This is a genomic window from Streptomyces anthophorae, assembly GCF_049310305.1.
Classification (GTDB): Bacteria; Actinomycetota; Actinomycetes; order Streptomycetales; family Streptomycetaceae; genus Streptomyces.
This window is the reverse complement of sequence record NZ_JBLWQQ010000001.1, coordinates 455,850-468,340: the sequence shown is the minus strand read 5'-3', so window position 1 is coordinate 468,340 and position 12,491 is coordinate 455,850. Positions and strand designations below refer to the sequence as shown.

11 protein-coding genes and 1 pseudogene are annotated in these 12,491 nt (G+C 70.7%); 7 read left to right on the top strand and 5 right to left on the bottom strand.

The features are described 5' to 3' along the window. Positions 1-112: 112 nt before the first annotated feature. Positions 113-433, bottom strand: a pseudogene (locus tag ACNYS0_RS02055) (nuclear transport factor 2 family protein); the annotation flags it as partial. Between the two features lie 62 nt (positions 434-495). Here ACNYS0_RS02055 and ACNYS0_RS02050 point away from each other — a divergent pair. After that, positions 496-672 carry a hypothetical protein gene (locus tag ACNYS0_RS02050; protein WP_422470876.1) on the top strand — a complete coding sequence of 59 codons (177 nt, stop codon included), beginning with the start codon at positions 496-498 and terminating at the stop codon, positions 670-672. Positions 673-747: 75 nt separating this feature from the next. Here ACNYS0_RS02050 and ACNYS0_RS02045 read toward each other — a convergent pair whose 3' ends face one another. Both ACNYS0_RS02045 and ACNYS0_RS02040 read right to left on the bottom strand, forming a co-directional pair. Further along, the gene (locus ACNYS0_RS02045; protein ID WP_422470875.1) at positions 748-1,542 is read right to left on the bottom strand and encodes a thioesterase family protein; all 795 of its coding nucleotides are present in this window, start codon (positions 1,540-1,542) and stop codon (positions 748-750) included. A gap of 88 nt (positions 1,543-1,630) precedes the next feature. Then, positions 1,631-2,380 carry a class I SAM-dependent methyltransferase gene (locus tag ACNYS0_RS02040; protein ID WP_422470874.1) on the bottom strand — a complete coding sequence of 250 codons (750 nt, stop codon included), beginning with the start codon at positions 2,378-2,380 and terminating at the stop codon, positions 1,631-1,633. Between the two features lie 210 nt (positions 2,381-2,590). Here ACNYS0_RS02040 and ACNYS0_RS02035 point away from each other — a divergent pair, with 210 nt between their 5' ends. Next, entirely contained in the window at positions 2,591-3,418 is an 828-nt protein-coding gene (locus ACNYS0_RS02035) for an ArsR/SmtB family transcription factor (protein WP_422470873.1), read from the top strand. Position 3,419: 1 nt separating this feature from the next. On the opposite strand, the gene ACNYS0_RS02030 is transcribed toward ACNYS0_RS02035, so the two are convergent. After that, the gene (locus ACNYS0_RS02030) at positions 3,420-4,211 is read right to left on the bottom strand and encodes a class I SAM-dependent methyltransferase (RefSeq protein ID WP_422470872.1); all 792 of its coding nucleotides are present in this window, start codon (positions 4,209-4,211) and stop codon (positions 3,420-3,422) included. A gap of 193 nt (positions 4,212-4,404) precedes the next feature. Between ACNYS0_RS02030 and ACNYS0_RS02025 the strand changes: the two genes are divergently transcribed. The 3 genes from ACNYS0_RS02025 to ACNYS0_RS02015 all read left to right on the top strand — a co-directional run bounded on the left by ACNYS0_RS02025 (position 4,405) and on the right by ACNYS0_RS02015 (position 6,456). Next, positions 4,405-4,770, top strand: coding sequence for a hypothetical protein (locus tag ACNYS0_RS02025; protein WP_422434101.1), 366 nt, complete (start codon positions 4,405-4,407; stop codon positions 4,768-4,770). A gap of 9 nt (positions 4,771-4,779) precedes the next feature. Then, complete coding sequence (locus ACNYS0_RS02020) at positions 4,780-6,015, top strand: MalY/PatB family protein (protein WP_422470871.1); 1,236 nt, start codon at positions 4,780-4,782, stop codon at positions 6,013-6,015. A gap of 135 nt (positions 6,016-6,150) precedes the next feature. Then, positions 6,151-6,456 (top strand): WhiB family transcriptional regulator, encoded by a 306-nt coding sequence (locus tag ACNYS0_RS02015; RefSeq protein WP_422482419.1) that lies wholly within the window; start codon positions 6,151-6,153, stop codon positions 6,454-6,456. Between the two features lie 21 nt (positions 6,457-6,477). Here ACNYS0_RS02015 and ACNYS0_RS02010 read toward each other — a convergent pair whose 3' ends face one another. Then, positions 6,478-6,867, bottom strand: coding sequence for a VOC family protein (locus tag ACNYS0_RS02010; RefSeq protein WP_422470870.1), 390 nt, complete (start codon positions 6,865-6,867; stop codon positions 6,478-6,480). 152 nt (positions 6,868-7,019) lie between these two features. On the opposite strand from ACNYS0_RS02010, the gene ACNYS0_RS02005 reads away from it, so the two are divergent. Together ACNYS0_RS02005 and ACNYS0_RS02000 are read left to right on the top strand one after the other, a co-directional pair. After that, positions 7,020-8,387, top strand: coding sequence for an MFS transporter (locus ACNYS0_RS02005; protein WP_422470869.1), 1,368 nt, complete (start codon positions 7,020-7,022; stop codon positions 8,385-8,387). A gap of 207 nt (positions 8,388-8,594) precedes the next feature. Continuing rightward, positions 8,595-12,479: a glycoside hydrolase family 2 TIM barrel-domain containing protein gene (locus ACNYS0_RS02000; RefSeq protein WP_422470868.1), complete on the top strand. Its 3,885-nt coding sequence runs from the start codon at positions 8,595-8,597 to the stop codon at positions 12,477-12,479. Positions 12,480-12,491: the final 12 nt, after the last annotated feature.

Genomic DNA, 12,491 nt, shown 5'->3' with positions numbered 1-12,491 from the left:
GGAGGGGGCAGGGCCGCGCGGTCTGCGACGTTCCGTCCTCCAGGGCGGTGAGCCGGCCCATGGTGTGGGCGATGCGCAGGCCGTCCATGTAGCCCCGGGCATGCACGATCAGGCCGTCGCGGACCCGGAGCACCAGGAGGCCGGGGAAGCGGAACGTCCGGCCGGTCGTGGTCACGGTCCCGGTGACCACCTGCTCGACCGTGATCAGTTCGGGGTCGGTGCTCTCGTGGACGCGGACGTCGTCGATCCGCTGCGGCCGCGCGGGACTCGCGCCCCAGGCCGCCCGGTACCCCGCCCGCACCTCCTCCCGCCCGGGGCCAGGACCTCGCGGGGGCCCAGGTCGTCCGAGGGGCCGTCCGTCATGAGTGTTACTCCGTTCGAGAGGCCCAAGTTCCGCCCGCGGGACCCGGTCTGGACGTCGAGTGTGTGGCACAGCACGTCCGGTCGGGCGCAAATCGCGTGCCCGTTGTCAGTGGCTGCCACTATTCTCTTCACATGATCCCCACACCCGAGCATGGTCCCGCACGGTCCGCCGACGAACTCAACGAGCGGATCCGCGACCTGATGCTGCGCTCCGGTGGCCGGTTGAGTGCGGAGCAGCGTCGGGAGTACGAGGTGCTGGTCGCGGAATGGGCGGCCGCCGAGCGTGGCGGGATTGTGAAGGCAGCGTAGGCGGCGGCCCGGCTCCGCCGGCCGCGAGCGCGGGGGCGGGGGCAGGGGACGACGGCGGTCCCGCCCCCCCCAGGTTCACGAGCGTCCGGGCTGGGGGCGGACGGTGAGCATCTGCTGGGCGTGGCCCACGGGGCCGTGGGTGTCATGGAGGACCGAGGTGGTGACTCCCTGGCCGGTGGGGCCGAAGACGACCGTGGTGTCGAGGCCGGTCCAGCCGCCTTCGGGGAGGCGATGGAAGTGAATGGTCAGGTCGACGTTGGGGAACATCCAGTCCGCGGGTGACTCGCGTACGGCGATTCCGTTGGCGGTGTCGACCAGGGCGACGTACGAGGCGAGAGAGCCGGCCTCCTCCCCGGCGACCAGGTCGAGTCCGGTCGCGATCCACGCGGTCGTACGGCCCGGCTGCGGGGGCGCGACCGGCCGGACGTCGAGCGAGGCGATGTAACCACCCGGCCACACGGACGCCATCGGCCACGAGGTGAGCCCCTCGGGCGCCGGGAGCCGCTCGTCCGCGCCACCGGCCACGGCCGCCGTGTCGCCGGTGGCGAGCAGCCAGGCGCGGGCGCGGACGACGGGACGGCCGGAGATGAGCACGACGGCTTCGAGGAGTTCGATGGTGCGGCCGGGCCGTACGGTCTCGACACGGATCTCGCACTCGTCGAGGGCGAGGCGGCCGAGGATGTCGAAGCTGAGCCGCGACATGACGAGCCCACGGTCCGGTCGGTCGACGAGATGGCGGTCGAGCGCGTGCACGACCAGGCCGCCGAGGGGGCTGAAGTGCATCTCGTCGGGGTCCCACGCCCCGCTCGCGTGGGCAGTGGGCTTGTAGCGGTGCTCGTCGATGCGTTCGAAATAACCGGCCGTGCTCAACGGGTGCGTTCCTTCCAGGGGTTCATGGCAGGGGGCGTCATCGGGCAGCGAAAACAGTATCCGGCGGCTGAAGTGGGGCCCCGAACGGTCACCGGCGCAGGCACATCACGTAGCCGGAGCCGTCCGGGTCCCGTCGTAGGGTCTCCAGGGTCCACGGGGACGCGTGGATGAGGGCGGTGAGTTCGTCCGGTGCCGCCAGCCAGTAGTCGAACCATGGTGTCGCCGTCGCCTCGTCCCTGACGCGGAGCCGGAGTTGGCCACGGGCCCGCCCGTGCCGGAGGTTGCGGGCGTGGTAGGCCGCATGGTCGCTCCCGCCGTCGCCCGGGTCCGAGCCGGAACCGATGAGGAGCGCGCCGGGGGAGGCCAGCTCGCCGAGGGCCGACAGGACGCTGGGTGCGCGGTCCGGGCCGCCCAGCAGGCCGAAGTTGTTGCCCAGCATGGCGATCGTGTCGAACCGGCCGAGGCCCTCGGGGAGCTCGGGCACCTCGCCGACCACCGCCTCGACCCCGCGTTGACGCGTGACGTCCACGGCCCCGGCGGAGGAGTCGAGGCCCACGACGCGATGCCCACGGGCCACCCACTCGACCGCGTGACGCCCGCCGCCGCACCCCACGTCCAGGATCCGCCCACCGGCCTGTTCCCAGGCCCACCGCTCCAGAGCCGGCCACTGCTCCAGCGTGCTGAAGTACCGCGCGGCGTCGTTGGCCCGGATCAGCCCGTCGTCGCGCTCGATCACCTCGACGGCCGACCAGGGAGCGGCGTCGGCCTGCCAGCAACGGGCGAGAACGCGACCGAAGGCATCGCCGGGCCGGGGAGCTTCCGGGGCTGGTGGCTGCATGGGGCAACGATGGCATCAACGGCCCGACGGTGCATGCGAATTGATGTCGACCACAGCACTGAAGCGAGGGTCCCCGGCGGCCTGCCGCGACCAAGGGCCTCGCATCCGGACGGACGGCCCCGGATTGACATGCAGCCCAAAGGCTGCCTATCGTCGAATGTGCAGCCAATCGGCTGCATGTCGAGTCGACCGAGAGAGGGCACGACCCCCGTGGACGCGATATTCAAGGCGCTCGCCGACCCCGGCCGCCGCCGGCTGCTCGACAGCCTCAACGACCGGGGCGGGCAGACGCTGGGCGAGCTGTGCGGCGAGCTGGACATGGCCCGGCAGTCGGTCAGCAAGCACCTCGCCGTCCTCGAGGCGGCGGGCCTGGTCACGACCGTGCGCCGGGGCCGCGAAAAGCTGCACTACCTCGACGCCGCGCCCCTCAACGCGGTCGCCGACCGCTGGCTGAGCCGCTACGACCGGCATCGCGCCGCCGCCCTCGACGACCTCCGTACCGCACTGGAAGAGGAAACCCCCATGAGCAACGCCACCCCCGGCGGCGCCGCCACCGCGCCCTTCGTTCACACCAGCTACGTCCGCACCACCCCCGAGCGGCTGTGGGAGGCGCTCACCTCGCCCGCGTTCACCCGCCGCTACTGGGGTGTCGCGTTCGAGGCCGACTGGAAGCCCGGTTCGCCCATGGCATGGGTCGAGGGCGACAACCGCACCGAGGACCCCGAGCAGGTCGTCCTGGAGGCCGACCCGCCGCGCCGTCTCGCGTACACCTGGCACACCTTCACTCCCGCGTGGGCGAAGGCCGTCGGCGTCGACGAGGAGCTGCGGCAGCGCATCGCGGGCGAGGGTCGCTCGAAGGTGTCCTTCGACCTCGAGGCGATGGGGGAGACCGTGAAGCTCACCGTCGTGCACGACGGCTTCGACCCCGACAGCACCGTCCGCGGCATGATCGGCGACGGCTGGCCGGCCCTGCTGTCCAGCCTCAAGACGCTCCTGGAGACCGGGGAGCCGCTGCCGGAGCCGCAGGCCCAGGGCTGAGTCAGGCCCGCCGGGCCACCAGGGCGTCGACGACGTACGTCTCCTCCACCTCCCCGCCGGGGAACATCGCACCGAGCCGCTCGCGCTCGTCGGAGAGGAACGCCCGCCGGGCCGCCTCCTCCAGGACCAGGAACGCCGAGCGGCTGCCGATGTTGGCGAGATGTGTGTCGACCGGGACGGTGCGGCTCCAGCGCAGCCGGTGGCGCACGGCCCGCAGCCCCGACAGGCCCGCGAGGCGGACGGCGTCGTCGTCCGAGGGGCGTGCGGCGGACTTCGCTGCCACCCCGCAGTGTCGTGCGATGCGCTCGTGCTGGTCGCGGATCCACGGCACGTCGAAGGCCGTCGTGTTCCACCAGATCGCCAACGCACCGTCCGGCCGCAGCACCCGAAGCGCCTCCGGTACGGAGCGGGCGGGATCGGTCCACTGCCAGGACTGCGCGTACGTGATGAGGTCGCGGGAGGCCGTGGCGAGCGGCAGGGCGTTGCCGTCGCCGCGTACGACGGGCACGTCCGGCACTCGCGCGCGGCACTCCCGGGCCATCGCCCCGCCCGGCTCCACCGCGATCACCTCGGCGCCCCGCTCCCGCAGCAGCGCGGTGGAGATCCCGGTGCCCGCACCGACGTCCGCGACGCGGGTGTCCGTGAGGCCGGTTCCCGTGAACTCCTCGATCAGGTCGAGGAGTTCGGCCGGGTAGGACGGCCGGCTCGTCGCGTACTCGTTCGCGGCCCGGTCGAAGGACGTGGCCCGGTCGGAGGGTGCGGGGCGGGAAGCGGGGCGGGGGGCGGTGCTCATGCCCGCATTCTCGTGCATCGGCCCGGCTGGACGCGTTGGCGTGCCGGACGCGGTGACGCGGATCGAGGCCGTCGGCGTCGTCTCGGTGGACGGGAGCGCGGGGTGGTGCGGGTGCACGGGGAAGGCGCGCAGCCGCGGCGCGGCGCCTATCCTGTAGGTCACCGCACGCGCATCCGGGGGGAAGGGGCGGTAGATGAACTGGATTTGGGTGGTTCTCATCTTGTTCTGGACGGGCGCGTTCGCGTGGGTGGCGGACACCGCGCGCGGCGCGTTGCGCAACCGGCACGAGCGAAGGCTGGAGCGGCTCGAGGCCGCCAAGCAGGCGCGCCTCGCGGTGGAGGCCGCGAACAAGCCGCCGGAGCCGGTCTGCGGCTGCGCCCACCACCTCGCCAAGCACGACAAGACGGGCCGCTGCCACGAGCGCGTCGAGGTCCCCACGGCCTGGGACGAGAACAAGAAGCCGACCCACTACGAGGCGGGCCAGTGCAACTGCCAGCAGTACGTGGGGCCGCAGCCGCTGTCCCAGGTGTACGCGGAGGAGCTGACGGACCGGATCTAGCATCCAGTCATGGCATCCGAGACGACTTCAGGTTCAGGCCCGGCAACCGAAAGCGCTTCGCTCTTCGACACCGTCGTCGACCGCACGCGCTCGAACTCCATGAAGTGGACCTTCGCCGAATCCCTCCTGGCCCCCGACGAGGCCGCGGCGAAGCCCCTGCCGATGTGGGTCGCCGACACCGACTTCAAGGCCCCGCAGGCGGTCCTCGACGCGCTGCACGCCGCCGTCGACCACGGCGTCCTCGGCTATCCCGGCGGCGCGACCGACGGCTACCTCGACGCCGTGGTCAACTGGCAGGCCAGGCGCTTCGGCTGGGACGTCTCGCGCGACTGGGTGGTGCCGACGGCGGGCGTCATCACCTCCCTCAAGACCATCGTCCAGGCCTTCTCCTCGCCCGGCGACTCCGTCCTGATCCAGCCGCCCGTCTACGTGCACTTCCACGAGGACGTACGACTCAACGGCCGCCACCTCGCGCACGCGCCGCTGGAACGTACCGACGACGGCTACCGGTTCAACGCCCGCACCTTCGAGGACGCCATCCGCCCCGACACCAAGCTGTTCATCCTCAGCCACCCCCACAACCCCACCGGGAACGTCTGGACGGAGGACGAGCTGCGCACCATGGGCGAGATCTGCGCTCGGCACGGTGTCCTGGTCGTGTCCGACGAGATCCACCAGGACCTGGTCCTCAACCCGGACCGTACGCACATCCCGTTCGCCTCCCTCGGCCCGGAGTTCGCCCGCACGAGCATCACCTGTACGGCGCCGAGCAAGACGTTCAACCTGCCCGGGATGCAGTGCGCGAACATCCTGATCCCGGACCGCCGGCTGCGCGCGGACTTCGCCCGCCAGTACGACCGCAATGTGTTCCCGCTGGTCAACGTACTCGGCATGGTCGCGGCCGAGGCGGCGTACACCCACGGCGAACCCTGGCTCGAGCAGTTGCTCGGCTATCTGCGCGGCAACCACGAGCACTTCGCGAAGGCGGTCCACGGCGTCACCTCGAAGCTGCGTGTGCTGCCCGCGGACGCGCTCTACCTGGCGTGGATGGACTGCCGGGGCCTCGGGATGGACGCCGAGGCGCTCGACAGGTTCATGCTCACCGAGGCGCGCCTCTGGCTGGACCGGGGGCAGAAGTTCGGGGCCGAGGGCCACGGCTACATGAGAGTGAACCTGGGCTGTCCGCGCGCCACGGTGGACGAGGCGGTCCGCAGGCTCGGTGGCGCCGTGGCAGGGCTCGGCTGACGGCCCGAAACCCTCGGTGACTCACCGTTCAACTCCTGGTCATGGGCTGCCTGTTGAGGATCTATGGCGTACGGTCGCGAATCGCACCTGAGACGGACCGAATTTGCCAGGAGCAAGGAGCAGACAGTGACGGACATCTTCAACTCGTGGTGGGACAAGGCGGCATGCAAGGCCACGGACCCCGAGGAACTGTTCGTGGAGGGCGCGGCGCAGTCCCACGCCAAGCGGTTCTGCGACACGTGCGTGGTCAGGACCGAGTGCCTGGCGCACGCCCTGGACGAACGCATCGAATACGGCGTGTGGGGCGGCGCCACGGAACGCGAACGGCGGGCCCTGCTGCGCAGGCGCCCCACCGTCACGTCCTGGCGCAACCTGCTGGAGGCGGCCCGCGCGGAGCACGCGCAGGACGGCGGGCGGACCGGCGCGGTCCGGGCCTCGTGAAGGCCGGTGCCCCGCGCGCGGTCAGCCGCGCCCGGGATCGAACGCGAGTACCTGCGTCAACCGGATGTCGTTGCCCGAGGGGTCCCGGAACGAGGCGTCGATGCCGTACGGCCGCGAGGTCGGCGGGTCGTTGAACGCGACGCCGCGCGCGGACAGCTCGTCGTAGGCGGCCTTGCAGTCGTCGGTCTCCAGGAACAGTGTCCCTCCGGCCCCCTTGGCCACCAGCTCCGACAGCTGGACGCTGTCCTTGTCATCGATCATCGGCGGGCCCGGCACCGGCAGGACGAGCGCGGGACCCTCGCCGCCGGGCGGCCCGACACCGACGCCACGCACCCGCTCAGGCGCTGTCTTCTCAAAACGTGCGGCTCCGCGGCCGCCCAGCCCCACCGTGAGCACCTCGGCGTACCGCATGGACCCATTGTGCGGCGCCCGCGCCCCGGCGGCCTCACCCGATAGTTGAACCTCGTTCGATTCCTTGACATGGACGCGACCGGGGAGCACTCTCGCGGAGGTTTTCGTTCCCGTGTGCCGTGGCTCCACCGATGGCAGGGCAGGGAGGCGTCGTGACGACGCAGGATGCAGGGTCAGGGGCGGGGCGGTCCGCTGTGCGCGGGCACCGTAATCGCGCGGTCGTCGCCAGTACGGTCGGCACCGCCATCGAGTGGTACGACTTCTTTCTCTACGGGACGGCGGCGGCGCTCGTCTTCCCGCATCTGTTCTTTCCCGGGCAGTCCGAGTACACGGGTGTGCTCGCCTCCTTCGCCACCCAGTTCGTCGGGTTCGCCGCCCGTCCCCTCGGTGCCGCGATCTTCGGGCACTTCGGGGACCGGGTCGGCCGCAAGTCCACGCTTGTCATCACCCTGCTGCTGATGGGTGTGAGCACTGTCCTGATCGGGTGTCTGCCCACCTATGCGTCGATCGGGCTCGCCGCGCCGATCCTGCTCGTGGTGCTCCGTGTCTTCCAGGGCATCGGGGTGGGCGGCGAGTGGGGCGGGTCCGTGCTGCTGTCCATGGAGTGGGGGTCGAGGAAACGCCGTGGGCTGATGGCCAGTTGGCCGCAGATGGGCGTGCCGCTCGGGCTGCTGATCTCCACCGGCATGGTCAAGTGGCTGAGTTCCGCCTCCGGTGACGGCTTCGAGAGCTGGGGCTGGCGCGTTCCGTTCCTGGCCAGCGGCGTGCTCGTCGCCGTCGGCCTCTACGTGCGTCTCAAGGTCCTGGAGAGCCCCGACTTCACCGCGGTGAAGCGGGAAGAGGCCGTCGTACGCATGCCGCTGTGGGACGTGCTGCGGCATCAGTGGCGCGAGGTGCTCGCCGCCGCGTTCGTCCGGCTCTCCGAGCAGGCGCCGTTCTACCTCTTCATCACCTTCGTCCTGACCTACGGGACCTCCCATCTCGGGCTCGCCCGTGGCGATCTGCTGGACGACACGCTCGTCGCCGCCGCCATCGGGCTGGTCACCATCCCCGTCTTCGGGCACCTCTCCGACCGCTACGGACGCCGGCTGGTGTACGGCGTCGGCATCGTGTGCGTGGGTGCGTTCGCGTTCCCCTACTTCGCTCTGCTCAATACGAAGACACCAGGGCTCGTGCTGCTCGCCATCGTGCTGTCCCTCGTCTTCCACGACATGCAGTACGGGCCCCAGGCCGCGCTCATCGCCGAGGGTTTCGGCGCCAACGTCCGCTACAGCGGCGCCGGGCTCGGCTATCAGCTCGCCTCGGTCATCGCCGGCGGGCCCGCCCCGCTGATCGCCGCCGCGATTCTGGAGGACACCGGGTCCAGCACCGGCATCAGCCTCTACATCGTGGGGTGTTGTGTGCTGTCCATGGGGGCGTTGTTCCTCATTCCGAAGCGGGCGGCGAGTGGGCCGGAGGCCGCGGAGGGGCGCGCCGACGTCCCCCAGCAGGGCTCCGCGAGCTCGACCAAGGCCCCGTAAGCAGCCGTCCCGCCACGGCGTCAGGGAGGCCGCACCGCCGTACCCCGGCGGTGCGGCCTCCTGCTGTCCGCCCATTGTGCTCACGAATCAACAAAGTCCTACGGCGTCATTGTGTCGGTTGTGTTGTCTTCTTAGGGTGGTGCCGGCTCAACAGGCGTTCCGCACCACTCCAGTTGCACGTGTCCACACCCGCAGAAGGGCACAGCCATGCCGCAACCCCCGCACCCCCACCCCATGCCGCTCAGCCGGCGCCGCCTGCTCCAGGCGGGCGCCGCCGTCGCCGGGGCGCTCGCCCTGCCCCTGACCCTGCCCGCCGCCCGGGCCGGCGCGGTCGACGGCGACGAGTGGAACGGCCGCATCGACCTGTTCCGGCTCGGCACCGAGCCCCCGCACACCACCCTCATGCCGTACGCCGACGTGACGCAGGCCCTCGCCGCCGACCGCACCCGCTCCCCGTACCGCCAGAGCCTCGACGGGGACTGGAAGTTCGCCTACGTCGACCGGCCGTCCGAGCGCGACGAGGACTTCTACCGCACCGATCTCGACGACGGCGGCTGGGACACCATCCCCGTTCCCGCCGTCTGGCAGCTGCACGGGCACGACTTTCCGATCTACACCAACATCACCTACCCGTGGTGGGGTGCCAACGGCCTCGGCGAGGAGGCCAGGCCGCCCGCGTCGCCGACCCGCTACAACCCCGTCGGTCAGTACAGACGCACCTTCACCGTCCCGAGGGGCTGGAAGGGCAGACGCGTCCTCCTGCACTTCGAGGGCGTCAAGTCGGCCCACTACGTGTGGGTGAACGGCAAGCTCGTCGGCTACCACGAGGACTCCTTCACTCCGGCCGAGTACGACATCACCCCGCACCTCACCGAAGGCACCAACCAGCTCGCCGTCGAGGTCTACCGCTTCTCCGACGGCGACTGGCTGGAGGACCAGGACATGATCCGGCTGAGCGGCATCTTCCGCTCGGTGTACCTGTACTCGACGCCCACCGTGCACCTGCGCGACTTCAAGCTCGACACCCCGCTCGGCGACGGATACACCACCGCCGAGCTGTCGGTGACCGCCACCGTCCACGACTCCGCCGGTGACGGCGGCGCGTACAGCGTCGAGACCCAGCTCTACGACGCCGCCGGTCACCCCGTCTGGTCCCGCCCGCTCACCCAGAAGGCCGCCCTCACCGATTCCGAAGTGACGGTGAAGGGCGCCAGGTCCGTTCCCTCGCCGCGTCTTTGGTCCGCCGAGAGCCCGTACCTCTACACCGCCGTGCTCCGCCTGCGCGACCCGGCGGGCAAGGTCGTCGAGACGCTCTCGCACCGCGTCGGCCTGCGCGAGTTCGCGCTCAAGGACGGGCTGATGCGGATCAACGGCAAACCGGTGTCGTTCCGCGGCACCAACCGCCACGAGATGCACCCCGACCGCGGCACCGCGCTCACCCGCGCCGACCTGGTCAAGGACATCGAGATCGTCAAGCGGATGAACATCAACACCGTCCGCACCTCGCACTACCCCAACAATCCGATCTGGTACGAACTCGCCGACGAGTACGGCCTGTACCTCGTCGACGAGACCAACCTCGAGACCCATGGCGTCCGCGACGACTACCCCGCCAGCCGCCCCGACTGGACCAAGGCCTGCGTCGCCCGCGCCCAGAACATGGTCCACCGCGACAAGAACCACGCGTCCGTCGTCATCTGGTCCCTCGGCAACGAGGCAGGATCCGGCTCCACCTTCACCGCCATGCACGACTGGATCCGCTCCTACGACACCACCCGCGTCATCCAGTACGAGGGCGACGACAGCCCCGGCGTGAGCGACATCCGCTCCGAGATGTACCCGTCGACGAGCCACGTCGAGTCGAAGGCAAAGGACACCTCCGACACCCGCCCGTACGTGATGATCGAGTACTGCCACGCGATGGGGAACTCGAACGGCAACTTCAAGGAGTACTGGGACCTCGTCCGCCGCTACGACGTGTTGCAGGGCGGCTGGATCTGGGACTTCGTGGACCAGTCGCTGAGCTGGCCGACACCGCCGCGGACGCTGCTCACCGAGACCGGGCCCGTCGGGCTGAAGGGTGAACTCCTGAACCCGGCAGGGGAGTTCAGCCGGGACAAGGGGCTGAGCGGAGCCACGGTCTTCGACCGCGACGACCGCCTCGACCTGACCGGGCCCCTCACCCTCGAAGCCTGGGTGACCCCGCACGTCACCGGCTACCACCAGCCGATCGTGGCCAAGGGTGACACCCAGTACGCGCTCAAGCAGAACGGGAAGACCCTGGAGTTCTTCATCCACTCCGGCGGTCAGTGGATCACCGCGACCTGGGCCACCCCGGCCGAGGGCTGGACGGGCAGCGAGCACCACATCGCCGGTGTCTTCGACGCGGACGCGGGCACCCTCACGCTCTACGTCGACGGGGCGGCCAAGGCCACGAGGACGACGACCGGCAAGCCCACCAGCAACACCGCGCCGCTGGCCCTCGGCGTGGACGTCGACAACATGACCCGCGAGTTCAGCGGCACCATCCGCCGCGCCCGCGTCTACGCCCGCGCGCTGAGCGCCGCCGAACTCGCCGACGACAAGCGCGGCCCGGACGGCGAAGGGGTGCGCTTCTGGTTCGACGCCAAGACCGTCGGTGTCACGGAGAAGAAGCCGCGCGACAAGACCTTCCTCGCGTACGGCGGTGACTGGGGCGACAACCCCAACGACGGCAACTTCGTCGCCGACGGCATCATCACCGCGGACCGGGGCCACACCGGCAAGGCAGCCGAGGTCAAGCGGGTCTACCAGGCCGTCCAGGTGGCACCGAAGGAGGGCGGCGGGGAAGCCGGAGACATCACCCTCACCAACGAGTTCCTTTTCACCAACCTGCGCGATTACGACGGGCGTTGGGAACTGGCCCGTGACGGGGAGGTGATCCAGCGCGGCAGCCTCAGCCGCTCCCAGCTCGACGTCGCGCCGCTCACCCGCAAGAACATCACCGTCCCCGTGAAGTTGCCGTCCGCCCCCGCGCCCGGCGCAGAGTTCTTCCTGAACCTGTCCTTCCGGCTGAAGAACGACACGGTCTGGGCCGACGCGGGCTTCGAGGTGGCTCGGGCACAGCTCCCGCTCGACGCGGGCAGCCCGAAGGTGACCCCCGTCCCCCTGAAGAACGTACCGGCCCTGCGCCACGAGGACGGCGACAAGACGGTCTCCGTCACCGGAAACGGCTTCACCCTCGCCCTCGACAAGTCGACCGGCGTCATCACCTCCTACGAGGCCGACGGCGTCCGGCTCCTCGACTCGGGCCCCGTCCCCAACTTCTGGCGCGCGCCGACCGACAACGACCACGGCAACGGGCAGCACACCCGCAACCAGACCTGGCGGGACGCGGGGGCGCGCCGCAAGGTGACCAGGGTGAGCGTCCGGGGCCTCGACGACCGCGCCGTGCGCATCGAGGTCAAGGGCACCCTGCCGACCACCACCGAGTCCACCTACGCCACCACGTACACCGTCTTCGGCGACGGCGCCGTCAAGGTCGACAACGCCGTGCATCCCGGTGCCGCGTCCCTCCCGTATCTCCCCGAGGTCGGCACCATCCTGCGGCTGCCCGCGGCCCTGGAGCGTCTGCACTACTACGGACGCGGCCCGGAGGAGAACCACTGGGACCGCAACGACGGTACGGACGTGGGGCGTTGGTCCTCGACCGTGACCGAGCAGTGGACCTCGTACATCCGCCCCCAGGAGAACGGCAACAGGACGGACCTGCGCTGGGCGGCGCTCACGGACGGCCGCGGGCGCGGCCTTCTGGTGGCCGCCGACCCCACCGCCGACCACCCCCTGTTCGAACTCACCGCCTCCCACCTGACCCCGGAGGACCTGTCGGTCGGCGCACGCCACGACTATCAGCTCGACCCGCACGACGAGGTGATCCTGCGGGTCAACCACCGCCAGATGGGCGTCGGCGGCGACGACAGCTGGGGCGCCCAGACCCACGCCCCGTACAAACTCCTCGCCGACCGGGACTACGCGTACACGTACTGGCTGCGGTCGATCACGGACGTGGGGGAGGCGACGAAGCTGGCGCGCAGGGTGGTGGCGGTGGAGTAGCGGGAGAGGGGC

Coding starts and splice junctions, on each gene's coding strand:
- ACNYS0_RS02030 (WP_422470872.1), bottom strand. CDS start 4,211: ATGAGCACCGCCCCCCGCCCCGCTTCCCGCCCCGCACCCTCCGACCGG.
- ACNYS0_RS02040 (WP_422470874.1), bottom strand. CDS start 2,380: ATGCAGCCACCAGCCCCGGAAGCTCCCCGGCCCGGCGATGCCTTCGGT.
- ACNYS0_RS02010 (WP_422470870.1), bottom strand. CDS start 6,867: ATGCGGTACGCCGAGGTGCTCACGGTGGGGCTGGGCGGCCGCGGAGCC.
- ACNYS0_RS02050 (WP_422470876.1), top strand. CDS start 496: ATGATCCCCACACCCGAGCATGGTCCCGCACGGTCCGCCGACGAACTC.
- ACNYS0_RS02025 (WP_422434101.1), top strand. CDS start 4,405: ATGAACTGGATTTGGGTGGTTCTCATCTTGTTCTGGACGGGCGCGTTC.
- ACNYS0_RS02000 (WP_422470868.1), top strand. CDS start 8,595: ATGCCGCAACCCCCGCACCCCCACCCCATGCCGCTCAGCCGGCGCCGC.
- ACNYS0_RS02020 (WP_422470871.1), top strand. CDS start 4,780: ATGGCATCCGAGACGACTTCAGGTTCAGGCCCGGCAACCGAAAGCGCT.